Origin of the sequence: Virgibacillus halodenitrificans (genome assembly GCF_001878675.1) — a bacterium.
Taxonomy (GTDB): Bacteria; Bacillota; Bacilli; order Bacillales; family Amphibacillaceae; genus Virgibacillus_Q; species Virgibacillus_Q halodenitrificans.
In genome coordinates this window covers 1,000,443-1,025,786 of record NZ_CP017962.1, presented here as the reverse complement: position 1 = coordinate 1,025,786, position 25,344 = coordinate 1,000,443, and the positions used below count along the sequence as shown (strand labels likewise).

Sequence of the window (25,344 nt, the reverse complement as noted above, 5' to 3'; positions counted from 1 at the left end):
TATTCTGAAAGAACATTTATTTAATCTTATAAAAGCATATGCACAAAGGCTTACAATCTAAGTTTCCTCAATTATAACATTTCCCGTGTTTACTCCAATGTTTATATTTTGGCATCCATTTTCGCTTTTCCAGCCTCGCCCCAGAATCTCCCTCATGAAAAAAAGCTAACATTCTTTTTCAGAATGCTAGCTCCAAAATATGTTTGAAAAACCTCGGGAAATAAAAGATGCCCAATAACTATTCCCATTCTTCTATTAAAGCATCGGTATTAGCGATTAAAGTGTTGTATGCATTTTCGAATAGTAGTGTCTTTTCCTGCATACGACCAAGCAATGACTTATAGTCTCTTAAGTGCTTGACGATTTTATCACCGAATTGTTTATCCTCGAAATGACTCACTACTTTCAGGTGAACTGTAAGCTGGTGAACAGCTTTACGGTCAATCTCCCCTTTATCAAATAGTTGCTCTACGAGTGCCTGTAAATCGGCAACATTTTCCGCTTTTTCTATAGGTTTTACAGATTGTACGTCAGGCAATTCACTTCCTTTTTCAAAACCAGCAACGTTCCCAAGTTTTTCATAGTTTTCTTGGAAAGCAACAAAATTCTCAATGTCATTGCTCGAGGTATTCCAGGACTTAGAGGCTAAAGAACGTAATTCATCGGCAATATCTTCAGTGATAACGTCCTCTCCAACCAAATCCGGATTATCACTCCATATTGCTAATGCTGCACCTTTAATAAAAGGTGAATCATCATCCACAGTATTTGCTTGGAATTTTCCAGGTGTCCATTCTTCATATATTCTTTTATCTTGATTTAGATAATCAAATGAATGTTGCTTACGTCCATCATCTGGTTTTTCATTCCTTAACACATAATAGAAATAACTTGCATTCATATTGTATATATCTTCATGACCTCTTTTCACAAATGCGCTTAGTGGAGCAATGCTGCGATTCCAACCCATTTGTGACCAAAAATCAATTCCTATATAATCGTGCATATCTACTTTTTGCTTTGGTTCAACTGGTTCCCACGAATTTTTATCTGTTTCTCCATAGTAAATGGCATCATTAAAAATTCTCGGCTTGAATCCACCCTCATACACGTGGGCTGCTATATCATTAATGTAGTTAGCCATTGCGTCTTTCCATATATAATTTTCACCTAATGTTTCCTTTGCATACTCATTTAAAACTGGCTTATAGTCTGAAATAAATGGGTACCTATCGAATTCCATATATTCATCAGCGCCTATATGGAAATCAGTACTACCCTCAAATAGATCCATGTATTCAGTATAAAGCTTTTTGACATACTCTACTGCTTCGGGATTTGTAATATCTAAAGCGACCTTGCTATGGTTTCCGTATTTATCAACTTGTCCAAACTCAGGATGAACTTTTAAAATATGCTCTGTATGCCCTGGTGTATCTAAAGAAGGGATGATTTTAATTCCATATTTATTGGCTTCTGCTATAATTTCTCTGATTTCATCTTTTGTTAAATAGCCATCTTTTGAAACGATTGCAGGATCTGTTTCACTTTCTATTCTAAAGCCCATATTTTCCGAGAAGTGAAGTTGAATCGCATTCATTTTAAAATAAGACATTTCTCTTATATGTTGGATAATCCATTCTTTGGTTATATATTTTCTTGCCATATCTAAATGAACTCTGCGTTCTCTTAATTCAGGATAATCAATAATTGTGCCAGAAACCAGCGTATTGTTGTTCGTAATCATTAAATGCTGAATTGTGCGTAAAGCATGCAACGCGGCATTTTCCGAAGCAGCTACTATTTTTACGCCATCATCGTCAATTTCAATCTTATAGGCTTCTTCACTATTACTTTCTTCTGTAATTTGGCTGTTGTTCGCTAATGTTATAACAATATCTTGGGGTGTTACTTCCGAATTCTCAGCATATACTTTCTCAATTTCTGATTTTGCAGGAATTCCTTTTTCTAATAACTCAGCTGATACTAATTCTACAACTTCTTTAAGTCGTTTATTTTCTATGTATTTATCCGTAGCTGGAATTACAAATCTAGTAGATTCATCCATTTTCCAGGTCGAATAATTGGAATCGGTTTCATACGATTGTAGAATTGGTAATACTGAGCTTGCTAATTCCTCATTTAGTGATTTTTCCTCCTCAGCAAAAGCTGGGGTTACAAGTGTAGAGAAGATAAGGAAAAATGACAAAACAACCATTGTAATATTTCTCAAAGTAATTCCTCCTAATTTTTTTGAGAATTCATCCTCATTTAGTACAAACCATGTACAAAACAGCGAACGCTTCTACAGTAGCTTTATACTCAATTCACCACCTCTAATTTGAAATACATAACTAAAAAAAATTTACTTGTCAGCATGTCCATTCGAACTAGTAATATGTAAATTAGTATAATTATTTTAATGTTAGCACTCCATTGTGGGGAGGACAATGGTCATTTTAACTCATTATTTTCACACTCACCTTCATCTCTTAGTTAATACTAAAGAAGAGCAAAATTAGAATTGAAAATCACCATCTTGCATTAGCAGGATTTCAGTCCCATCTTTTTTAATTCCCGTAACTTCCATATCTTCGCTCCCAAAGGTAACATTGACTAACAAGATTGAAGTATTAAGTCCTGCTTCCTTCAACTCTTTCTCTGATAGGTTGCTGCCATTTTGAAGATTGGATGGGGAGGCGTTGCCGATTCCAATATGGCAGGCTGTATTTTCATCGAATAAGGTATTGTAAAAAAGAGTATCTGCCTGGCCAAGAGGCGATTTATTAGAGACTAAGGCAATTTCACCTAAATAATGTGAACCTTCGTCTGTTTCGATAAGATTCCGTAACACTTCATCTCCCTTTGCGGCATAATAGTCGGTAATCCTTCCATCCTTAAAAACCAGGTAAAAGTCATCGATGATGCTTCCCTCATAAATAAGTGGTTTTGTGCCCACTAGCTTACCGTTCACCTTATTTTTATGGGGTGCAGAAAATATTTCTTCCGTAGGTATGTTTGGAAAGAAAGGGAGCCCTTCTTCATCTATAACCCCACCACCGATAAAGCAATGATTTTCAGGCATGCCAATTAATAAATTAGTTCCTAGACTATTTTTAAAATGCAATGCTTCAAATTGGTTGTCATTTAGAAATTTTTTCCGGGACTCAAAAGCTCTGTCATGATTTGTCCAGTCTCTTATTGGATTTTCTCCATCTGCCCGAGCTCCCTGTAAGATCACTTGCCATAAGGATTGTAGCGCTTCTTCTTTACGCAAGTCGGGAAATACTTTGGTTGCCCATTGGAGAGATGGAACAGTTAGAAGACACCAACGCAACTTGTGAGATCTAATCTTTGCGTGATGCTCCTGCAATTTCGTACGTGAGGCCTTTTGGAACCGACTCATTCGTTCTGTAGAGACATCCTTAAAGACATCTAGGTTTTCAGAAATAATATGGATGTAAGCAACTCCAGCATCGTCCCACTCATTAAAGCGGGCAGCCTCCCAGTCAGGAATATGGTCGATGGCATCGTCTGCTGCATGTAGATAAAATTCTTTAACAGACTGTTCATCTGTCCAATCCATCACTACATTAGAAGCTCCTGCCCCATATGCTGCTTTTTGGATTAGATGTACAAAAGGGGCATTTTTAATATCACTATGAATAATGACTAATTGATTCTTCTGCACATTTACACCAGCACGCACAGCTAGCTGTGCGTATTTTTTCAACTGTTCTTCGCTTACAAGCTCATATATTCCTTTAATCATCACACATAGCTCCTTACTTTTTTATTGCATACAAGCCATCTGACTAAAAATCGCATTATTAAAATAACTTTTTACACCCAGAGCTCCAGATCCTGGCCCTTTTTTAAACAATGTAAGTTAATAATAATGATATAACTAAACTTTGTATAACCACCACAAGAAAAGTTTTTTTATCGAGTCTAGTTCTATTTACAATTAATCTTTGTCCTATGTAACTTAGAATTAAAACTATAAAAAAAGTAATAATTAAACTGAAAAGGAATTCCTGTAACAAAGCTAACTCTCCGTACTTTTGTATTCATTAGAATTACCCAAAAAAGCTCTGTTAAGGAGCAATCCTCATACAACAAATGCGAATATGTTGGAATTTGCTCTTTATAGATACTTCTCCATTCGGATATCTGACCACATACTCCCTTGATAATAGGTGAAATCTTTTATAAGTCCAATCTGCTTATAACCAAGCCTCTGATATAATTTCTGACCTGCTTTGTTAAATTCAAACACACCTAATTCAATACGTTTAAGCCCTTGTGCCTTCATCTGTTTTTCCAAATATTGAATCGCTGTATAACCTATGCCTTTCCCCCGGCCATCCGATTCACCTATCGTTATTCCTAACCATCCAGTTCCAGGAACCTTTCTATAAAGATGGCTTGGATCAATCATATAATTCATCTCACCGATCAAATAGTCATTATCGTATATTAGATAAATATATTGGTGCTTTAAACGATTTTCCAAAGCTTCTAACGTAAGGGGTTCTTGACGTTCTAATTCTGATTGATCTTGGTTTGGCCGAGTTAAGTAAACTAAATCAGGATCATTTTCCCAACGATTAAAAACATCTACAATTGCTGGAGATGGTTTTGTTAATTTTATAAAATTAATACCCATTGTACACTTCCTTTACTGATCAACCAAAAAATCTTAAATAATCGTTGTTTTATGGTTTTCTATGACATAGGACGTTCTACGGAAAAAGGATTATCATTAAATTACTTTGCAATTCCTTATGCTGCAATACCACTAGTTAGGTAAAGATGGGCTCCTTATTTAACTTTGATATTAACAGGGACAAGTGAAAATAGATATTAGATGCTACAAAGCCCACCAGGAGGAATTTCCGCCTAGTAAAAGAGCATCTTTAGCCATATATTTTTCTTTAATTTTGTCGAGCACCTTTTTCCTATCTTCTTCACTCAACATATCAATTTCCTTTATAATTATTTCGGGGAGGGGCATATAACGCACCTCCATTAAGTTTTGCTCTTATTTCCCCTTATATGTTCGGTAACATAAATGTTCCTGTGGTTCTAAAAATATTTACTATAAAAGTCATGTCTTAATTTCCCACTAAGATGCGCATAGATCCTTGTTGTTTCACTTTTTTCATGCCCAAGAAGACTTTGAATCACTTCGAGTGGAGCGCCATTATCAACCATATGCGTTGCATAGCTGTGCCTCAATTGGTGTGGGTGAATCGTTTTTTTGATACCAGCCCTATTGGAAATACGTTTAATAACATATCTTAGTGAATCCACACTCATACGACTCTTGGGGTTACGTTCAGTAACGAATAAACAATCTTCCTCATCATTGCGTTTCTCAAGATACCTTTTCAACCAAATACTACAGCGTATATTAAAATAAACTTCCCTTTCTTTATCTCCTTTCCCGTGTACGATGACGGAATTTCCTGGGAAATTAATATCTTCCCTGTTTAACTTTGCAACTTCTCCAATTCTGCAGCCAGTTGAGTAGAAAAACTCGAATAAAGCATTTTCCATCGGAGTGTGACACCCTTCGCGAAGATGTTCAATTTCAAGTTTGGAAAGAAACTTTGGAATTCTTTGACCTAGCTTAGGTTCTTTAAGTTTTGCAGCTGGATTCTTCGAAATATACCCTTCCTCATGGGCCCATTTAAATAACGACTTAATGAATCGTATACGATGCCCTAAACTAGAGGGTTTTAAGTGTTCTCCTGCTTCAATTAAGTATTGCTTCAAATGATCTGTGTTAATTTCATTCATTCTACTATCTCCGAAATAACGCTTTAAAAGGTTACACTGAAACCTGTACATTTTCAAAGTAAGCGAAGAATAGCCTTCAATTCTCTTATCAGAATGATACTTCTCCCATGCTTCAGACAACAACAATTTTCCACGCCTCCATACTATGAATCAATTAAACTGATTCTAGTATGGTCTACTTAAACATCATTTATTCAACAATAGAAGCAACATTCCTAGATTGATGGTGAAAATTCAGTTTAGGCGCCTTCTCTATTTAAGATAAGCGCCCATTAACTTAATAAGAATCCTTGAACTGTAACGAACAAAGTAAATAGAGAAGTTACCAAGAGTAGCCAACCATACGCCTTTCTATCTTCTTTAAATTCCTGAATACTCATTACTAGAAACATTAGACCTAAGGACAACATCATATAATTTTGGAATTGAAAATTTCCTGTAATAAGTCCATATGCTGCAAAAGCAATGCCTAATACAGCAAATATAAATTGTAGAATTCTTAGCAACAGATCACCCCTTCTAATTCACCAAACTGGTCCCAACAATGGCAAATGGGGAGCTATCATTTATTACAGACCGCCCTTTAGCTAAACAAAATTAACGTTTCTCTAAGCCTTTTTCTTTTCTAATTCCAGTCTTTTTCGTTCCAACTCTAATCTTTCTTGTTCTTTCACCTTAAAATGTTTGTTGGTAGAGTAGATGCCCATTATCAAGCTAACTACCACCACAATTGCTATCAGTATAATAAATAATTCCAAGCTTTTAAAGCGATTTTCAACGAACCATTTAAACATCTTCAGTGATTGGAGTATAATGCAATCGGGCACAAATCTTAAAGAAGCTGCTGCCTATATTGTAAAACAGGCCCAGATTGTGAAGTAGTTCGTGTCTGAAAGTAGTGGGTTAGTTATTATTGGGGGTAGGATATGTAAGGATATTACTCAATTCATCAAGAGCAGTTTGTGACCAATAGACATTATAAGTTTTGCTCACTTTCGAACTCCCTAATTGTATTCCGAAGATATTTTAGTCCTTGCTCTTGATTGTAAATACGTCCATTTATGCGATCTTCTTGACTTTTCTGTACTTGGCGGATGAGTACCTTATCCCCGGTAAATAGGTCTAAATCAAATTGATCAATGGCTTCTTTTTCTCGTTTCATGTTTAGATATCCAATAAAATCATATACTTCAGCTGCATCTTCTTCGTGAATATTGTCAATTAACTGTTTTAACTCTTCACGATTAACGCTCATTTTAAACACCGCCTTGTATTTACTAACATCATTATATCATGTGAATGCATCATTTACATAACTCCTTCTAGTGTCTAAATTTCCTCCCCTTTTCCTATGTTTAAACTGAATTACTTGTAACTTCAACATAATGGTTCAATTTTGCACTTTATACGATAATCGTACCTTTTCTGGAATAATTTTATTAAATGATAAACTCAGATGTTTTCTTTTTGTTGAAAAAAGGGTATAGTAAGATTAGATGTTGAATAAAATGAAAATGACCGAAGATGTGCAACCATCTCCGGTCTAACAATAGCTTGATTCCCTACAAGGGGGATCGGCACTGTTAAGAATGGAAATCCACCCAAAATGAGCCGTACACTCAAGGGTGGATTTTATTTTTTGTCATTTTTGTCTGACATAATTGCAACTATTAACGCTCCGAAGCTAATCATCACGATTAATCCCTCTGCAACTGTCATTAGCACCACCCCCTTTCGGGAGTGCGCCGATCCACCCTTGATTCAATCAATTATGCTATTGTTCTTTAATTATAGCACCGAATAACCTACACTTGAATTATTTGTTAAAAATAATAAAGCATATTCCTAAAATATAGAAGTTACACTTACGATTTCCCGCAACTGCACCCTTTTCTGGAATAATATTATAAGATCTAGATGTCCGTTAGTTAAACAAGTTCATTTAGACGACAATTTAAATATCCTTCAATATCTGGTGCACCTGTTGGATTGTTTAATATTTGATCCACCCAACTATCTCTCTCAAAACTAAGCACCTTTAGGTCCCAACAACAGGCTATCAGTCCTTTAGGAGTAACATATTCAAAATTACCAGGTTCCTCATGTGGTCCAACATAAACATGGTGCATTAATTCATTTTCATTTGTCCACCAATCAATAAAAATAAAACTTGCACCCTCTCCTTCATGAACACCGATAAAACCTGCTCCATAGTGTGTATTAGTTACACTTGGAACGGGGAGTATATCCATTGCTGTCTCCTTTGCCCTTTCCACAAGTTTTTTCCTCGGATAATCTCCTGTAGACGAAATGCCATACACCTTCATTTTCCACCCTTCATACTCCCATAATTCCAAGAAACTTATAGGCCTAGGAGTGTACGCTTCCTTTAAATCAATCAAAATCTCTCCATCCCCCTTTTTATTACCAGGATCCGTTATTCCAAAAATGGCCCAATTCAGGCACAGTGGTGGTTATTCAACAACTGCGCCCGATTGCTTAAGAAAGCGAGAAGTCATTTAATTTATCTCTGGTATTCAACTTTTAAATTGAATTTGTCTTCGTTTATATACATTCAAGGTGATCAGCCAACTAGTGACAACGACTCCTGTAAAAAGGAATAGCATATTACTATACAAGTAAGTGGATTGATCAAGGTCCATAGGTAGCAACTTCTGATTCAGCAAGCGTACAGATAATAAACCACCAACAATTGCAATACCTGTTCCCTCTGATAAAAAGCTGGTAAAATTAAGCAAACTCATTCCGGCACCAGCTTCCTTTTGTTTCAAACTACTTGAAACAATTGTAGATATAACTGTTTTGGTGAATGACAGCCCACCAAAAACAAAAACTAATATAATTGTCAGTAACCATGGTGTTACTTCTAAAAAAAAGGCAGCAATTAAAAAGCTAACGGAAAGAAATGTAACTCCAATGGTTAACACGTACAATGGACCTTTTCTATCAACAAGTAATCCACCAATGTAACCGAAGATAATAACGCTCATTGTTCCAGGGAAAATAATCACACTGCCAATTGCAGCAGTGCTTAGTTGATGTACATCTTTCATCATGTAAGGAACCATAGAGATAAACCCTGCTACTGTACCAAATATAAGTCCTCCACAAAGGACACCAATTATAAAAGAAATATTTTTCCCCAGTGCAGGTTCAACAAAAGGTTCTGTTACTTTCCTAATATGTTTTACAAATATCAGGAATGACAGAATACTGATGATCAGAAAAGAAATGTTATAAGATGTTGTAAACAACATAAAAAATACAATGCCTACAGACATTAGTATAATTCCTTTGATATCAAAATGACCTTTTATCCTTACTTCTTTCTTTAATAATTTCATAAGAAACGGAACAGTGATAATTGTTATCATAGGAATGAGTAGAAGATAGGACCAATGAATATAATGGGCTATCATTCCACCAATCGCTGGACCGACTCCTTCTCCCATGGCTACTATCGATCCAATAAGACCAAATGCTTTACCCCTATTTTCCTTTGGAATATAGCGCGCAACTACAACCATTACGAGTGCTGGAAATGCAGCTGCACCAGCCCCTTGAATAAAACGAGCCATAATAAGTAAGGAAAAGAAAGAATGGCCAACAAACCCAATTACCGACCCGAAACAATTTATTATAATTCCAAATAGGAGTAACCTTTTGATGCCTAATTGATCAGATAGCTTTCCATATACAGCTGTTCCAATGGAAAAGGTTAACATAAAGGCTGTGTTCACCCAGTTTGTACTCGCAGGTGGTTTATTAAAATCATTTGCAATATCAGGTAATGAGACGTTCAAAACCATTTCATTTAATACGCTAAAAAAAGATAGAACGCAAAGCCAAATTAAAATTTGGTTGTGTCGTAAATTTGATTGTGAATAAGACGTATTCACATTTCGCCCTCCAATAATGAGGGTAGACGCAGTTTATAGGGCTAATGATACGTTTCCCTCTTTTAATTGAACCCTGTTACATTCATTGCACTTCATAATTAATGCCTCCTAATCTTGATTGAAACATTTTACCACATACAGACTAAGTTTTAAATTCAGTTTTCATCACTTATTCCGTTAAATGGCCCGTTTGTTGCACAATAGACTTTTAATAACTTACCATAATTCATACCTTTTTTCACAAGCATTTTACCCGTTATTCTAGATTCCTACTTCAAATCATCAGTAACTTTAAATACTGCACTATATATACCTTGAACATTATCTCGTATAATTTCACTATCCTGGATAGGGTAGGAAAATTTCCAACTACGGTATTCTTTCTCTCCGCCTACATACAAAATTCCAGAGATAAAATTTTGTGTATCGTCAATTTTTTCAGCTGTTTGCTCGTAAGATTCCGGATTCTCCATTTTTATAAAAGGAACGTGACTTGCTTTTGATTCTACAAAAAAGAATGGCATTTCTTTATCTCTGTACATTTCAATATATTTTTCTTTGGACGCTTCAGATAAATGCTCCTTCATAATAAAAACTGCATCGTATTTATCAGTTGGAGTGTTATAGAGTTCTTCTAACGATATTTCACTAAAGTTTAACTGTTTCTCTCTCACATCAGGTTCTTTGCCGACCACTGCCAATTCTAATGATGTCCCCTCATAAGGTTCTTCCATGTTTTTAGCATGTGTTTGACAAGACACCAAAAAAATAACATTTAGCAGCAGAACTACCTTATATAGTTTATGGATAATTAATCCTCCTTTTCAGTTCTCCGCAATTACCTAATCCCATGTTATGGCATAGAAGTCCACCACTAATTTTCATCCTTTTTCTTATACAAACTTATTCCCAATATAAAAAGCAAAATAAGAAATACAATTGTAGTAAGCAAGCCAATGTTATTCCAATTTATTTCACCTGAACGGATTATATCCTAAGCGATCATACCTACAAATACGCCTAACATTGCAATTGAACTACCCACCACTTATCGACCTTACGGTGTGATTGAAGTGGGAGATTCCTAAGAACACCAACCTAACGGTTAGTTTTGGATTAGGCTATCCCCGCAGTTCCTGCGGTTAATCGTAATGCTTCGTTACGAAGATTGATACTTGCGTTAATATCTCTTTGGTGATGCGTTTTGCACATCGGACACTCCCATTCACGCAAAGCAAGTTTTTTAACGTCTTTATGCTTGTGACCACAATTGGAACACAGCTGACTTGAAGCAAAATTTTTAGCTGCAGTCACAACTTGTTTTCCGTACCATTTCGCTTTATATTCAAGCATCTTTCTGAACTCGGACCATGAGACTTCACTAATCGCCTTTGCAAGATGTTGATTCTTTAACATATTCTTAATATACAAATCTTCAATCCCAATGATGTCGTGGTTTTTGACAATATCAGTAGAGATTTTATCCAACATATCTTTTCTAGCATTTGCTATCTTTTCGTGAAGTCGAGCCACTTTTGTTTTTTGTTTTTTCCAATTCGAAGAACCAACTTTTCGCCTTGAAAGCACACGCTGAGCTCTTACTAACTTTTCTTCTAACGAACGGAAAAACTTTGGATTTGCATATACGGTTCCATCTGAAAGCGTAGCAAAATCTTTCAACCCGACATCAACACCGATTGCCGAACCCGTCTTTTCAAAGACTTCAACTTCTGTTTCAGCTAAAATCGAAATGAAATATTTGCCCGAAGGATTACGTCTAATTGTTGCGTTCATAATTCTGCCTTCCACTTCACGACTTTTAGCAAAACGAACAAGACCTAATTTCGGCAATTTAACATGCTTATCCAAAACAGCAATATTTCCATTCACCCATTTCGTTGTATAGGATTGAACAGGATTCTTTTTGGATTTGAAACGAGGTTCACCGTTTTGCTTTTTATAATATCTTGTGTACGAATCGTTAACGATTTCCACCGATTTTTGAAGGGCAATACTATCCACTTCTTTTAAAAATGAATAGTGCTTCTTTAGTTCGCGAACAGCTTTAATGGATTGGTTTTTATTGAAAAACTCCCCTTTCCAATTGTTTTCAGTGAGTTGACCGTTCTGCACCATTTCATTGGCGATATGCCAATAAGCGTCTTTGGTTTTTTGCTTCCCAACAAAATAGTTGTAGACAAAGCGGGAACATCCAATTGTTTTGTTAATCAGTTCCATTTGTTTTTTGGTTGGATAGATGCGGAATTTGTACGCTTTTTTTGCTAACATTGATTTTCACCTTCCTTTCATGTATTATTTTAATATACAATAAGTATACTATATATTATTTTAATAACAACATAGGAGGTTTAAAATGTCACAGGTTTTAAATATGCGTTATCCAAAAGCACTATTGAAACGAATTGATGATTTTAAAGAAAAAAAGGGGTTTACGACTCGTACCCAAACGATTATCTACCTCATCCAATACGCTCTCGAACAGTCGGACAATCGAGATAGCTGAAGCTATCCCTTGTCCGAAGGCGATTCACCCCCCCACTTACTCATTGGGATTTGCCCTTCACATTCCTTGAAGATGGGGGTTTTCTCGCCTATTTTAGATAAAAATGTTCTTAATCTTTTGTACAACTAATCCCTTCCTTTTTCAGCTAAAATTAATTTCTCCTTCGTTTTAATACCATCCTGTACCCGCCACCCAGCAACAAGAACATTATTGCCAAATAAATAAAAAACCCTAGATTAGTACTCTCATTAGATTCATCGTTCACATTGACAGATACTTGGTTGGTTGGCTTCTTTCCATCACCTAGTTCTGTCAAATCCTCTGTGGCCTCTGTTAACGCGGTAGTTCTGGAGCATAAGCTGACATGAAGCTTATCATCCTTTTTCGTTGCATATACTAGATACGAATTGTTTACTTTAAATTCAAACCCACAGCTTGCCGAATCTCTCTCTGTATAAACAATCACTTCTGTTTCATTTATTCCTTTCCACGTCATATCTACTTTAAGAACCGTGACAATTTGATCTGCTGATGATTGAATTAGATTATTTTCGTTTTCATCTATTTGTTTGATAACTTTACCAGAGAACACTGCTGAACTGCGTTTTAGTTCTTCTTTTGGGGGGCCGGGCTCCAGACATGAGCATGCATCACTAGTTGTCGGATAAATAGATAATGCAAAAATAAAAATTATCAGATAAGTAATTGCATGGAAAGACAATTGTAGCTTTCTTTTTCTCCTCTTCAACATAAATCTCCTTCCTCTATTTTGTCTAAAGAATGGAAAACATAGCTTTCCAACCATCTCATGGCACTTACCAATAGGGTTCCTTCTCATTAGACAACTCCAATATAAATGGATAACAAGCAAGTATGATAGCTACTAATAAGAAAGTTGTAATGGCTATCATTACAAACGAAAGCTGGAACCAGACATTAATTGGTAATAGAAGTAACGGGATAAGCATAAACATACTACTTTTCATTCTAGAAGAAGCAGACTCGTATTGTTTTACTCCACAATAAGGACATGTTAATTTAAATAATGTTTTGATCGTTTGACCCCAGGACCACGGCTTTCCACAGTTTTGACATGCCGGCATATTGGCACCTCCTATCTTTCTGTATTTTTTCTTAGTTCAATAAGACCAATACTGAATACAAGTGTACCAATCAGCATAAAGGAATGGATAAATCCGTTAAGGATAGATGGATATTCACCAGTAAGAGACTGGTCTAGATACACTATATCAACCATTTTCTCTCCTAAAGTCACACTTAATAATATAATAATTAACCCTGAGATAAAACATGAGAGTTGTTTACTCATCATATGTCCCCCCTCTAAGAAAGTAATTCAGCAGAAATTCACATTTCGAATGATATACTCCTTCATATTAACATAATATTCCATTATTAAGTTTAATTTCATAAAAAAAGATCATCACAAAGGATGACCTTTTTTATTCATATTCACCTTGATACTCCAGCAAAATTGGTTCACTTTCCTCTAAGGATGCTTTATATAGCACGATATTTCCTACTGTTTTCTTGGAAGCATCTGCATGTACCTCGAAATTTTCCTTTAAGGCAATTGTCCATACAGCTTCATGATCTTTTTTCAGAACAATAGCCAGGGTTCCGAATTGTTCGATATAATCCCATTCAAATACTTCCGTTTCACCATTATGAGTAATTGAAATACCTTCTTGATTATTTATCACTTTTGTATCCTTGGCTTGCCAGACTCCGTGTGTTTGTCCTCCTACATAATAGTAAGACGTCCCACTGCCTCGATCTCCATATGTTGCAATAAATTGCTGAATGGATTTGTCTGTTGCTTTGTACGTAAATGCTGCCACATCCTTGGCTAACCATTCTACTTGATATTCTCCATCTATTTTAAAAGATAAGCGTTCTTTTGGTCGTGCCAAAATCCCATAATAAGAACGATAATATACAGCTTCCTTTGTTTGCCCATCCTGCTTAATGGAGAGTACGTGCTGCCAATTTGGTGAAACGCTTAAAATATTTTTTGTGTCTTCCATTCTGTTCACAAGCAATATACCATTAGCAATAACAAACAAACCAAAAATAATAGTGAAGCTTATCGTAATTTTTTTCGTTGGTTTTAGTAAAAGCCAAATGGAAAGCATAAGACAAATAACTATAACCATATTTAAAATATAAAATAACCGATCATCTACGTAGGAAGCATCATAGCGTGCCTGGACAAACAAGCTCCCCATTTGCAAACAAAAAAATCCCAACGTGATCAGTAGAAGTACCCAGCCAAACACCTTCCTGCTTTTATTTTTATTCATTTGGCTGCACCTCCTTAGAAAAATCCCATGTCTTCCCATTATCTTTGGAAATAAATTTACCTTTGACCTTTCCTCCCAAATAATCTCCATTCGGCCCTTGATTTACTAATATGGCTAAATGATCTTCCTCCTTAACAGGCATTTCTGCTGTAACAAATACAGGTTCATATTTTTCTGGCATTTGAAAGCTTGCCATTTCCCACGATTCACCCGCATCCTCTGTAACATAAAGGTCCGGTTGGTCAGGGTTAATCGTTCCATAAGATAGAAACCCTGTTTTTTCATTTATAAACGCTCCGTCGGATACCAGCCTTGTTGTTCCTGGTGTATTTGTCTGGTACCAAGTCTTTCCGCCATCCTCGGAAATATATGGCTGTGTGCCCTCCTGTGACATGGTTCTTCCACCAGACAAAATGACGTAAGCAAATTGATCATTTACAAAGTCTACTTTTCTAAATCGTAAAGCTGGAAAGGACTCAGTGACAATATTTTTTTCCCATGTCTTCCCCTGATCCTCAGAATAAACGATGCCAACCGTTTGGGCTTCCCAGTTTGTGCCTTCTGCGTAAAGGAAAGCAGCCCGCTTCTCAGTAAGTATATAGCTGGTGTCAATGAGTGATTGCTTGTTTCCATTGTATTCTCCTGCAAACAGTTTATCTTTTTCCACCGGGACGGTAACCCAGCTTTCTCCCTTGTCATAGGTAATATGCAGCTTTTCATTTTGCAAGGAATAACTTATCTCATCTCCATCTACTGGCCACAAATCTTCTTGTTGTGGTTCTGTTTGTGTAGTTGCGTTGGAGCTATCTTCAGGTTCTCCCGTATCCATTTGGTATTGAGGGAGTGTGTCCTCGTCTCTGTTTTCATATATAAACATTCCTGCAATCAAACCGATCAGTATGATACTTCCCAAACCTATAATTAGTGTTTTCATGAGACCTCCCCTTATTTTTAAGAATTAGTTGATGTTAGAGAAAAATACTTATATTATTTTAAAAACTGAAGTAGTGGTGTATCGGCAGTAAATGAAGATTATCCGCAGAAACCTGGTTATTTCAGCAGTAGAGGAGATTAATCTTCCGCAGGTAAAAACAATCGGCCGTAGAAAAAATTAATCCGCCGTACATCAATTTAATCAGCAGTAAAACAAGTTAATCCGCAATAGCCAAACTTAATCAGCAGTAAATTAAGTATATCCGCCGCAGACTCCAGTAATCAGCAATAAAAGCGGCGGCGATCCCGCCACAGAACAGCTTTATCAAAAATCTTTAAAAAAGAACCTTCCTTCAAATATAGAAGAAAGGTTCTTTACTACAATCAGTTGAATACAGCTTGCTTGCCCTCTTTTTCAGTTAAGCCAAGTGCTTTTGCTGTTGTTTTATGAATATCCTTTAGAAGCTCTGGATGATCCATTAAAGATAGTCCATAAGAAGGGACCATTTCTTTAATTTTTGGTTCCCATGCTTCCATATACTGCGGGTAGCAACGATTCAGCACATCAAGCATGACGTGCACAGCAGTAGATGCTCCTGGAGATGCGCCTAGTAATGCTGCAATAGAGCCATCTTCTGAAGTAATTACTTCTGTACCAAATTGCAATGTGCCCTTACCGCCAACTTCTGTATCCTTAATTACTTGGACACGCTGACCTGCAACAACTAAATCCCAATCCTTACTCTGCGCGTCAGGAATAAATTCACGCAACTCTTCCATCCGTTTTTCCTTGGATTGCATGACTTGTGTAATCAAATATTTAGTTAGCGGCATTTGTTTCGCACCAGCTGCAAGCATGGTGAAAACGTTATTCGGTTTTACCGATGTAGCTAAATCAAACAATGACCCTGTTTTTAAGAATTTTGGTGAGAAGCCTGCATATGGACCGAACAATAAGGAACGCTTCCCATCAATATAACGCGTATCCAAATGTGGTACAGACATTGGTGGTGCACCAACTTTGGCCTTTCCATATACCTTTGCATTATGCTTCTCAATAATTTCCGGATTATTACACACCATGAATAAACCACTTACCGGGAAGCCGCCAATATGTCTTCCTTCAGGTATGCCGCTTTTTTGTAATAAATGAAGACTTCCTCCACCGCCGCCAATAAAGACGAACTTGGATGTATGGAATTCCAATTTATCATTTTCCATATCATGTACTCTTACTTCCCATTTGCCGTCACTGGTCCGCTTAACGTCTTCTACACTATGCTTATAGTTGATCTCGACATTCTTGCTCTGTAAATGTTCAAATAACATGCGAGTCAATGCCCCAAAGTTTACATCTGTTCCTGTATCCATTTTCGTAGCTGCAATTGCCTCGTTTGATGGGCGGTCCTGCATAATAAGCGGTAACCATTCCACCAATGTTTTTGGATCATCGGAATATTCCATTCCCTCAAAAAGAGGATTGTTTGATAGTGCTTTAAATCGTTTCTTTAAAAAAGTTACATTGTCTTCTCCCTGCACTAAGCTCATATGCGGTAAAGACATAATAAATTGCTGTGGATCACCAATCAGATTATTGTTGACGAGATAAGCCCAAAACTGTTTTGAAACCTGAAATTGCTCATTCACTTTAATCGCTTTACTAATATCCATCGTTCCATCCGGTTTTTCGGATGTATAGTTAAGCTCACATAATGCAGAATGCCCTGTACCTGCATTATTCCATACATTGGAACTCTCTTCCCCCGCTTTATCCAGTTTTTCAAAAACGGTGATGTCCCATTCAGGTACTAACTCTTTCAGAAGGGTTCCCAATGTAGCACTCATGATGCCTGCGCCAATTAAAATGACTTCTGTCTCAGTTACTCTGTTGCTCATTTTTATCAACCTTTTCCCCTAAAATTTGCAGAAAGTATGTAGGTTTAAACACGTTGCTGTAATACTTACGCGTCCAACCTCCCCCATCTCCCTTTTAACATAAATTCTAACCTCTAAAAGCATATCATAGTATTATATAATAAGTAATAGTTTCACCACTTCCTATTATATGCTTTTTGTTTCGAATTGAAAACCTACAAAACTTCTTATTTCGGGGTACTACTTTCTATATCTGCATTTAACTCCTTAAAATGATATGTAAAAAGGTTGGCACTCCAGGTTAAGACAACTCTCTATTCGTTCTCTGAAATTCTTCCATGTCACCATTTCTAAGCCTTCTTTTATGGGGAAATATCCCACTTTTAAGCTTTCCGGGCTTGTTGTTGGCACACCACCAACCGGCTTTCCCATGAATAAAGTATTGCATATAGAATTACTCACATTCTGGTAAATTCCACAAAACTTTGTAATTTCTATGTCAATTCCTGATTCCTCTTTTGTCTCCCGGATAGCCGCTTCTTCTAAAGATTCTCCCTCTTCCACCTGTCCGCCAGGCATTTCCCATCCACGTCTAGGTCCTTTAATCAGCAAAATTTCATTATGCTCATTTAAGACGATGGTTGCAGCAGAAACAATATGTTTTGGTGCAGACATAAAACCCCTCCTTATTAGCCAACTCTTATTCTAGTTTCTTTACCGTTTATTCTAAGTTTATGATGTTGTTGTACTGCCTTCTTTTGTTTTACTGTACAAAGTAATCGTTTCCTCTGCGTCTTTCTTTTTCTGTTTATCCCACCATTTCACAACGATATAAATTCTATTAACATCCTCAAGTGAAATTGGCTCACCCTTTGCATTTAAATATTCGCCGCCTTCCACCTTTCCGGTTGTTTTTTCTGCTATATTTACTTCTTTGCCAGAAACCGAGCCAGAATGTACTGTTATATCCTTCTCATTAATTACTGCGTGTGTATCAAAATGAAAGAAATCTGTATAATATTCTTGTTCCCCCTTCATACTTAACACGCCATGACCCGCTTCGAAGTAATTAGGTGATATTTTCACTTCATACTCATTCACATCCCATTTCGCACTATTTCCTTTTAAAAGCAAATGAAAATTCGTCTCTGCTTCTTCCTTAGTACAGGCATTTAGGGGGATAAGAATAATTAATAAACAAAATAATAGACTTATTTTTATTAATTTCTTCATTATACACATCCTTCCATTTATATTAACTTTACTCATTTAAATTCCTATTATTTCTTTCGTTTTAAGTAATTAGGTCTGCAAAAACATCGAAATAATTTATCAACATCCACACCCTAATATTAACATAATATTCCACAAGTGTGAGTGAAGATTCAGAACTTATAACAGAAATTTTTATTAAATCAATTATTTATATAAGTTATCTATTGAATTGAGATAATATCAAGACATAAATTAGTCTTACCGTGACAAAACAGGCTTGAACCGAGACATTTTATTAGCTTACCGCAACACCCACCTATCTACCCGCGACTAATTCACTCCTATCCGCGACACCACGCACCCTATCCGAGACAAAATCAACAATTTACAGCTTTGAAACAATTAAAAAAAGCCGTCAATCATAGATCAACGGCTATTATCTTCTGTAGTTGGTTACATAAACAATCCAAGGAGCCATGGTGCTGCATAAAGAACCATAAACATAACTCCATAATTCACTCCATTTTTATATAGAAGGCCGGAGACTAGCGCAACTACAAGCGTACCTAAAATGTTAATCCAGCCAGCATCCATATATGCGAGCATGACGACAAGCCCAGCGAAAAGTCCAATTAACGCTTCATGTGGTATGTATTTGAACACAAAAGCACAAATTTGGCTGGCATACTTTATCGTAATGTAGAAAGTGATGACAATCGCAATCACTGCACCAATTATTGTTGCAGTCATAATTTCTCCCATGGATAAAATATGGTGAATATTGTGTTCCGGTGTAAATACGGGTGGAGCATTAAATAATCCAGCTGCCGGTCCGATCGCCATTGGGGATAGCGGTAATCCAATCGCAATGAGCGGAACCAATGTACCCGAGATGTAGGAAGCATTTGTCAAACCATCCATTGTGGAAATTGCCCTAGATGCTCGTTGAACGGGATCCTTTATATGGCGTGTCAAAAATTCACCTAAAAATACAGTCATCCCAACAGGAGAAAGGAAAAATGTTACTGTACCAATTAAACTCCCGAGTGCAGATGTCGCTGATTCTTTATTTGTAAGTATTTTAAACGGATTGGGGAATCCTTTTTCTTTTTTTGATTTTTTTAACGTAATTTCCTTGTTACCTAGGCCGGGAAGGCTGTTTCGATGTTTTTTACTTAATAACGAAAATAAGCTAAATGCAATTGGTCCAATCGTAATACCGAGGAAGAAGGAAACAAAAACAGTGGAATCCTCCGGAATAATATCCAGTCCCCAGTATAAGTGGCGCAAACCTTGTATAAGCAAGGCAAATGGCACAATGATGAGTAATGACAACAATTTATTTTTGGCCATCAACGCGAGAAATACAGCACCAAGGAAAAATATTAATCCTGCATAGCTGCTTATCGTATCTGCATAAGGAAGGATCAGCTTAGCAATCAAAAAGCTTGCTGGTATGGACACAATCGTACCAATGACAGAACCGGAGGACATTTTTTTAATACTTACATCTGGCATGCCATGCTGTTTCAAAATCATTGCATGCTCCACCATTGGTGCTGCCATTACACCTCCAGGGATACCCGCAACTGCTACCGGGATGGAATCCGTAAGCTTTTTCGCAACTATCGCTGCAATAAAGAATGACAAAATAACATATGGACTAACTCCTACTAAAGCAAGTGCAATAGTCACTGGTGCGAGCACCGCTGTTTCATCCGTACCTGGTGCAATACCAATTAGTGTATATAAAAGCGCTCCGCCCATACTGGCTAGAATCATTTGAATAATAATAGCTGTATCCATCATTTATCCTCCTCCCCGAGAACGGTAATCCGGCGTTTAGGTTTTATCAGGATACTGCTTATAATGAAGCCAATCACACCACCGATTAGTCCTAGTATGAGTGGCTGAGGAGCATCTCCTAGTGCCAAGATGTATCCACCGAGCGCAAAAACAATACATAAGACCATGGATAGCAGTAAGTCTCGTAACTTAACGTTATCTCCCCATATTTCGATATAGTTTTTATCTTCTTTGTGCAAGGGTTAGCACCTCCATCATAAAAGTGTTCCAGTGGTATTATTTTAATCGAAATGGAGAAATTTTGCATTTAAAACCGAATTTTTGTTGTATATTACTATTTTTAAGCAATAAAAAAACACGCATTTCTCTGCGTGTTTTTTTCCTAGTTAATTTCCTTGGCTAAATTCGGAGCATGTAATCCAGCATCTTCAAATACCGGAGTCAATTTTTCATTTGTTGCATTAATTTTTTCTTCTGCTGCTGCAACGTCAATTTCTTCTTCGCCAAGTGCTTTTGCGTATGCTTCGTAAGCACCTTTTAATTCTGCCAAAGCATCATTAAATGTAGCTGTTTTATCTTCATCCAGATCTTCTACTTTGATACCTTCAATTGCTGTAACAGCTTCTTCTGCTGCAGTTATAGCATCTTCTTTTGTTGTTTCAATTGTAGCTTCAGCCTCTGGATTATTTACAGATTCCACGTACATGTTAATTTTTGTTTGATATGGACGAACTGTTTTGGCAACATTTAGGTAATTGCTTAAAAGCGCCTTTTTAATTGCTGCTTCGTCATTTTCTCCATCATCTTTCTTTTCTGCAGTTTCCTCTGCATTTGTATCTCCACCATTTGAGCTATCTGTGTTATTTTGTGTCTGGCCACATGCTGTTAACACAAGAGCCAATAGCATAGCGAATAGTATGAAAATTTTCTTCATGGAATTGTACCCCCTTTTAATCAATACATTAAGTAGTCTATACGCAAGATGTGCAAAAGTAAATACAGTAGTGAAATGTTCTAAAACTTAAAAAAGGGTGATATTTTTAATTTTTCAATTAAAATTTCTGCTAATGGTTATCGGAACTCGGAGTTTAGCCATCTTTTGTTCTTTTAAAAAACATCCTTGAAGTAATCAATAAATCCCCCCTGTTTCTGTAATGGTTACTTGAAAGGTTGGATTAATCTTCAACTTTTTAAAATAATCCTCATGTAATTCCCTCTGAGATAATTGTTTTGCATGGTAAGCTAACAAATCTCTGCCATAGCCAAATACATCTGAATTAACTTCCTGCAATTTTGTAATAACCTCATCAGCATCTTTATAGAGTCTTTCTTTTATTACCTTTTCTAACTCATCTGCCTTTTCTTTCTTATATAGGTGATCTGAAGCATATTCCTGTATTTGTACTTCCAGTTGAATATGCAGATCAACAATAAATTGACCTGCTGAAGCATCATACGTTATATTTTTCTTTGTATCTGCATCAGAAATAATTACAGAAACATAATTGTATAACCAATTCTCTTTCTCTTGGTTGTCTACTTTAAATGTGAGTTCAATATTTTTTCCACGTTCCTCAGCCAAAATCATCATCATCTTTGATTGATGACCGGTGAGATTTTCGCCAGTATAGCTGCGTTTATTGAATAAAGCGAGTCCATCTAATTCTACCCCCTCGTTCTCTTCATCATAGCGAAGGAGTGGCAAACCAAAATCCCTGCCCTCATCAAACAATTGGGTACAAACCGTTTGAATCGATTGCTTCGGTATCGTTCCATTGCGTTCTTCATTATCTAATAATTCCTCAATATACTCTATAATTAAAGTTTGTTCTTTTTGTTGGATTCGATATATTTCTTCCACATTACCTTTTACTACTCCAAGCTTGGCACCAAGCGGGCTTCTTGGGTCTCGATAAAAGGAATCAAGGAAGGGGTAAATATCTATTTTAGCTAAATCTTCACTCAGTAATATCATTCTTGCTTTTCCTTCTGCAAAATCACCTGAAATACGCTTATTCAATAGGCTACGCTGCTCTCTGACCGTTGTGCCGTTAACGCTAACGATTTCGTTGGCAATTCCAGCCTTCGGATCTTTGGGAACAGAACGAATTACTACGGTTTCCCTTAACTTATTATCCTCACCTCGATCATATCCAATTCCATAAATCAGACGGTTTTCCTTTAACATTTGCTGATCCCAACAGCCTGTGAGGGTTAGTAACATAACTGGTATAAGTATTAACAATATGCGTTGCTGCCTTTTCATTTGCCCCGCTCCTTCCTAATAAAAGAGAGAAATAGTAATAAAAGTGGAAGAACAAAGATAAATAGGTAGCTCGCATTAGATATCACTCGTACATAGTTTACAATCCCATAAATATCTTTATTTGAAAAAAATAGTACTGCAATGATTAAAAGAACGCACCATCCAACCATCGGTGCATGTGATTTCCTCTTAAAGATTGTTGTTACTCCCAATGAAGCCACATATAGGTACATAACCAAAGTTGTGACAATACTTACAAACCACACAGATATAAATAAAAGATCAATTCTCTCTACCAAATCAAACTGAAAGGATTTAAGCATGTAAAGCACCGGCTCAGGAATTAACTTAATTTCTGCAGGACTAAACACCGTTATCGTAATCAATACGATAAGTGTATACAGTATAGTAACAAATGCATTTGCAGCCACGACGATGCTATAACGTCTAAATCTTTCATCGATAAATGGAAAAAGCACCAGCAATAATTCAAATCCAAGCATTGAGTTTGTAACTTCTTTAATGCCTTTCGCAATATTTCCTATACCCGTTTGGCCTACAGGTAGTACAAAACGAATGTCAAAAGAGACTAATGCAGGAACCAAAATAAAGATAAGTAAGATAACAAACATGGCAGTAAATGTATAAAATCGAGCGATAACTTTAATATTGTCTTTTGCAAGGTAATATGCTACTCCAAGAACTAATACGTAAATTACAAGATGTGGAGTTTTAAATAATACCCAGCGTTTTAATATATCAGTAAACAATAAGGTAGTTAAAAACACCATACTCAAAAAATATATACTGTACGCAATGTTAATTAAACTTCCTAGATATTTACCAACAAGTTTTGGAGCAAATTCATATAGCGTTTGAGATTTGAAACGAGTTGCCAGCAACCAGATAATGGTAACAAGTAATTGAATACTTAAACCTGCAAACAAAACAGATATCCAACCATCACCCTTCGCAATATGATGGACATCTCGTGGTAAAGACAGAATACCAATCCCAATTTGTACCTGTACTAAAATGGAAAACGTAGCCCACCAAGTCAAAATGCCTTTATTATTCATTTTTCTCATCCCATTCTCGCGGATTCTTCGACTGAGTAGCACGATAAGCAGCCTGAGCATCCTTTGGTCTGCTATTGAGCATCCAAGTTGGAAAACGAATGATTGTATCTTTTAATTCTTTCCATCTTAGCGGTGCAAACGGTGCAAAATAAGGAGAACCGAAAGACTCCAGTTTGCATAAATGAATAACAATAATCAAAAACCCAATTACAATTCCTATTAATCCAAACAAAGCAGCCGCAAGCATTAATGGGAAGCTTAGCAATCGAATGGTTGTGCTCATTTCCGTTGAAGGCATAATGAATGATGAAATAGCTGTAATTGCTATAACAATAATCATCATATTTGAAACAAGGTTTGCATCAACTACCGCATTTCCGATTACCAATCCACCTACAACTCCAATGGTTTGGGCAACTGGATTTGGCAGCCGGATCGTCGCCTCTCTAATTAGTTCCAAAGTTACTGCCATAAATATCGCCTCTAACAGAGGTGGCACAGGTATGGGTTCCAGAGAAGATTTAATTGCAAATAATAATTCAACAGGCACGGATTCATAGTGGAAAGAAACCACAGCAATATAAAGGGCAGGCAATCCGATCGTTACAAAAAAACTAAATACGCGAATAAACCTGTAAAATGAACCGATCATTACTCTGCCGTTATAGTCATCAGGAGACTGAAAAAAGGAAATTAAAGTAGAAGGTGCGATCAAGCATGTTGGCGTTCCATTCATCATAATGCCTACCCTCCCATCCATTAAGTTAGCAATAAGACGATCCGGCCTTTCCGTATTTAGAGTTTGTGGGAATGGTGAATAGGTTCGATCTTCTATATATTCCTGTATATATCCAGGTATTTGTATAATATCCGCTGATATGGATTGTAGACGTTCTTTTACTTTTGTGATCAGCTCTTTATTTGCAAGATCATCGAAATACATAATAGCTACTTTTGTGGAAACCGTCTTTCCAAGTGTAATATATTCGACCTTTAGCTTCGGATTTTGCACTTGGTTTCTTATTATATTGATATTTGTATTTAAATCCTCAATAAACCCAATATGTGCTCCCCTGATAACCTGTTCATTAAATGGCTCTTCTGGCGGGCGATTATTTTGCTTACTTACCTTTATAAGTGTAACCTTGCTTGACTTGGGTAGAAGAAAAGCACAAAAGCCACTTGTAAGGGCTTGTACAACGTCTGGCAGTTTCATTGATTCTTTTAAATCAAGTGCTGTAATAACTTCCATTATTGGTTGTTCTTGCGCTTGCTTAATCGGTTTAATAATATGATTTTCAATTAACTCGTTATCTACGAGTGTTTCTAAATACAAGAGAAACCCACTTTTACCGTTCCAATTAATTGTTTTACATACTAAATCAGCAGTATCCGCAAAGGATTCTTTTATTATTGAAATATTTTTATGTAAATCATTTGATAATGTCTGATCAGAAACAGATTTAGTTTGATAGGGGCGCGTCTCATTTTTAAATGCATTTTTTTCTTTGTTTTTTTTTGAAAAGATATTAAACATAAAAATTTCCTTTCCAAATGTCCTTTACCTTCAGCATGCTCAATGGTGGAAGGTAATATT

28 protein-coding genes are annotated in these 25,344 nt (G+C 36.4%); 1 reads left to right on the top strand and 27 read right to left on the bottom strand.

All coding sequences use genetic code 11. The features are described 5' to 3' along the window. Nucleotides 1-238: 238 nt before the first annotated feature. The 13 genes from BME96_RS05240 to tnpB form a co-directional block, all read right to left on the bottom strand. The gene (locus BME96_RS05240; RefSeq protein ID WP_071648497.1) at nucleotides 239-2,233 is read right to left on the bottom strand and encodes a beta-N-acetylhexosaminidase; all 1,995 of its coding nucleotides are present in this window, start codon (nucleotides 2,231-2,233) and stop codon (nucleotides 239-241) included. A 285-nt stretch (nucleotides 2,234-2,518) separates the two neighbouring features. Beyond that, complete coding sequence (locus BME96_RS05235; protein WP_071648496.1) at nucleotides 2,519-3,772, bottom strand: aminopeptidase; 1,254 nt, start codon at nucleotides 3,770-3,772, stop codon at nucleotides 2,519-2,521. A gap of 375 nt (nucleotides 3,773-4,147) precedes the next feature. Continuing rightward, nucleotides 4,148-4,669, bottom strand: a complete 522-nt coding sequence (locus tag BME96_RS05230; protein WP_060678640.1) for a GNAT family N-acetyltransferase — start codon at nucleotides 4,667-4,669, stop codon at nucleotides 4,148-4,150. Nucleotides 4,670-4,873: 204 nt separating this feature from the next. Beyond that, nucleotides 4,874-5,032 (bottom strand): hypothetical protein, encoded by a 159-nt coding sequence (locus BME96_RS19520; RefSeq protein WP_156035950.1) that lies wholly within the window; start codon nucleotides 5,030-5,032, stop codon nucleotides 4,874-4,876. A 56-nt stretch (nucleotides 5,033-5,088) separates the two neighbouring features. Next, nucleotides 5,089-5,931 (bottom strand): site-specific tyrosine recombinase/integron integrase, encoded by an 843-nt coding sequence (xerA, locus tag BME96_RS05225; RefSeq protein ID WP_071648495.1) that lies wholly within the window; start codon nucleotides 5,929-5,931, stop codon nucleotides 5,089-5,091. 146 nt (nucleotides 5,932-6,077) lie between these two features. After that, complete coding sequence (locus BME96_RS05220; protein WP_060678638.1) at nucleotides 6,078-6,311, bottom strand: YczI family protein; 234 nt, start codon at nucleotides 6,309-6,311, stop codon at nucleotides 6,078-6,080. Between the two features lie 470 nt (nucleotides 6,312-6,781). Beyond that, the gene (locus tag BME96_RS05215) at nucleotides 6,782-7,060 is read right to left on the bottom strand and encodes a hypothetical protein (RefSeq protein ID WP_060678637.1); all 279 of its coding nucleotides are present in this window, start codon (nucleotides 7,058-7,060) and stop codon (nucleotides 6,782-6,784) included. 377 nt (nucleotides 7,061-7,437) lie between these two features. After that, entirely contained in the window at nucleotides 7,438-7,497 is a 60-nt protein-coding gene (locus BME96_RS20145; RefSeq protein WP_408068411.1) for a hypothetical protein, read from the bottom strand. 236 nt (nucleotides 7,498-7,733) lie between these two features. Then, the gene (locus tag BME96_RS05210) at nucleotides 7,734-8,207 is read right to left on the bottom strand and encodes a hypothetical protein (protein WP_060678636.1); all 474 of its coding nucleotides are present in this window, start codon (nucleotides 8,205-8,207) and stop codon (nucleotides 7,734-7,736) included. A 135-nt stretch (nucleotides 8,208-8,342) separates the two neighbouring features. Continuing rightward, on the bottom strand, nucleotides 8,343-9,725 hold the full coding sequence (gene tet(L), locus BME96_RS05205; protein ID WP_031944040.1) for a tetracycline efflux MFS transporter Tet(L): 1,383 nt from the start codon (nucleotides 9,723-9,725) through the stop codon (nucleotides 8,343-8,345). A gap of 33 nt (nucleotides 9,726-9,758) precedes the next feature. Then, nucleotides 9,759-9,821: a tetracycline resistance efflux system leader peptide gene (locus BME96_RS20140; RefSeq protein ID WP_013762478.1), complete on the bottom strand. Its 63-nt coding sequence runs from the start codon at nucleotides 9,819-9,821 to the stop codon at nucleotides 9,759-9,761. Nucleotides 9,822-9,994: 173 nt separating this feature from the next. After that, the gene (locus BME96_RS05200) at nucleotides 9,995-10,426 is read right to left on the bottom strand and encodes a hypothetical protein (protein ID WP_157360424.1); all 432 of its coding nucleotides are present in this window, start codon (nucleotides 10,424-10,426) and stop codon (nucleotides 9,995-9,997) included. 415 nt (nucleotides 10,427-10,841) lie between these two features. Next, nucleotides 10,842-12,014: an IS200/IS605 family element RNA-guided endonuclease TnpB gene (gene tnpB, locus BME96_RS05195; protein ID WP_071648494.1), complete on the bottom strand. Its 1,173-nt coding sequence runs from the start codon at nucleotides 12,012-12,014 to the stop codon at nucleotides 10,842-10,844. A gap of 85 nt (nucleotides 12,015-12,099) precedes the next feature. Here tnpB and BME96_RS19760 point away from each other — a divergent pair, with 85 nt between their 5' ends. Beyond that, entirely contained in the window at nucleotides 12,100-12,249 is a 150-nt protein-coding gene (locus BME96_RS19760; protein WP_019379196.1) for a ribbon-helix-helix domain-containing protein, read from the top strand. Between the two features lie 151 nt (nucleotides 12,250-12,400). Here the strand turns inward: BME96_RS19760 and BME96_RS05190 are convergent, their stop codons facing one another. The 14 genes from BME96_RS05190 to BME96_RS05125 form a co-directional block, all read right to left on the bottom strand. After that, the gene (locus BME96_RS05190) at nucleotides 12,401-13,000 is read right to left on the bottom strand and encodes a hypothetical protein (protein ID WP_071648493.1); all 600 of its coding nucleotides are present in this window, start codon (nucleotides 12,998-13,000) and stop codon (nucleotides 12,401-12,403) included. A gap of 64 nt (nucleotides 13,001-13,064) precedes the next feature. Continuing rightward, on the bottom strand, nucleotides 13,065-13,352 hold the full coding sequence (locus tag BME96_RS05185) for a TIGR04104 family putative zinc finger protein (RefSeq protein ID WP_071648492.1): 288 nt from the start codon (nucleotides 13,350-13,352) through the stop codon (nucleotides 13,065-13,067). An 11-nt stretch (nucleotides 13,353-13,363) separates the two neighbouring features. Then, nucleotides 13,364-13,579: a glycosyl transferase gene (locus tag BME96_RS05180; protein ID WP_071648491.1), complete on the bottom strand. Its 216-nt coding sequence runs from the start codon at nucleotides 13,577-13,579 to the stop codon at nucleotides 13,364-13,366. A 133-nt stretch (nucleotides 13,580-13,712) separates the two neighbouring features. Next, the gene (locus BME96_RS05175) at nucleotides 13,713-14,573 is read right to left on the bottom strand and encodes a hypothetical protein (protein WP_071648490.1); all 861 of its coding nucleotides are present in this window, start codon (nucleotides 14,571-14,573) and stop codon (nucleotides 13,713-13,715) included. Continuing rightward, nucleotides 14,566-15,507: a WD40/YVTN/BNR-like repeat-containing protein gene (locus BME96_RS05170; RefSeq protein WP_071648489.1), complete on the bottom strand. Its 942-nt coding sequence runs from the start codon at nucleotides 15,505-15,507 to the stop codon at nucleotides 14,566-14,568. The genes BME96_RS05175 and BME96_RS05170 overlap by 8 nt, the downstream gene beginning before the upstream one ends. Before the next feature lie 383 nt (nucleotides 15,508-15,890). After that, a complete protein-coding gene (locus BME96_RS05165) occupies nucleotides 15,891-17,402 on the bottom strand; it encodes a malate:quinone oxidoreductase (protein WP_026041349.1) in 1,512 nt (503 codons plus the stop codon). A gap of 246 nt (nucleotides 17,403-17,648) precedes the next feature. Beyond that, nucleotides 17,649-18,056 carry an NUDIX hydrolase gene (locus BME96_RS05160; RefSeq protein ID WP_071648488.1) on the bottom strand — a complete coding sequence of 136 codons (408 nt, stop codon included), beginning with the start codon at nucleotides 18,054-18,056 and terminating at the stop codon, nucleotides 17,649-17,651. Between the two features lie 57 nt (nucleotides 18,057-18,113). Beyond that, the gene (locus BME96_RS05155) at nucleotides 18,114-18,614 is read right to left on the bottom strand and encodes a hypothetical protein (RefSeq protein WP_071648487.1); all 501 of its coding nucleotides are present in this window, start codon (nucleotides 18,612-18,614) and stop codon (nucleotides 18,114-18,116) included. Between the two features lie 435 nt (nucleotides 18,615-19,049). Then, nucleotides 19,050-20,402: a tripartite tricarboxylate transporter permease gene (locus BME96_RS05150; RefSeq protein WP_071648486.1), complete on the bottom strand. Its 1,353-nt coding sequence runs from the start codon at nucleotides 20,400-20,402 to the stop codon at nucleotides 19,050-19,052. Continuing rightward, nucleotides 20,402-20,641 (bottom strand): hypothetical protein, encoded by a 240-nt coding sequence (locus tag BME96_RS05145; RefSeq protein ID WP_019376574.1) that lies wholly within the window; start codon nucleotides 20,639-20,641, stop codon nucleotides 20,402-20,404. The genes BME96_RS05150 and BME96_RS05145 overlap by 1 nt, the downstream gene beginning before the upstream one ends. A 143-nt stretch (nucleotides 20,642-20,784) precedes the next feature. After that, complete coding sequence (locus tag BME96_RS05140; protein WP_019376573.1) at nucleotides 20,785-21,336, bottom strand: hypothetical protein; 552 nt, start codon at nucleotides 21,334-21,336, stop codon at nucleotides 20,785-20,787. A 195-nt stretch (nucleotides 21,337-21,531) separates the two neighbouring features. Continuing rightward, nucleotides 21,532-22,668: a Ger(x)C family spore germination protein gene (locus BME96_RS05135; RefSeq protein WP_071648485.1), complete on the bottom strand. Its 1,137-nt coding sequence runs from the start codon at nucleotides 22,666-22,668 to the stop codon at nucleotides 21,532-21,534. Beyond that, entirely contained in the window at nucleotides 22,665-23,747 is a 1,083-nt protein-coding gene (locus BME96_RS05130; protein ID WP_071648484.1) for a GerAB/ArcD/ProY family transporter, read from the bottom strand. Before BME96_RS05130 ends, BME96_RS05135 begins: the two co-directional genes overlap by 4 nt. Next, nucleotides 23,740-25,284 (bottom strand): spore germination protein, encoded by a 1,545-nt coding sequence (locus tag BME96_RS05125; protein ID WP_071648483.1) that lies wholly within the window; start codon nucleotides 25,282-25,284, stop codon nucleotides 23,740-23,742. Before BME96_RS05125 ends, BME96_RS05130 begins: the two co-directional genes overlap by 8 nt. Nucleotides 25,285-25,344 lie beyond the last annotated feature (60 nt).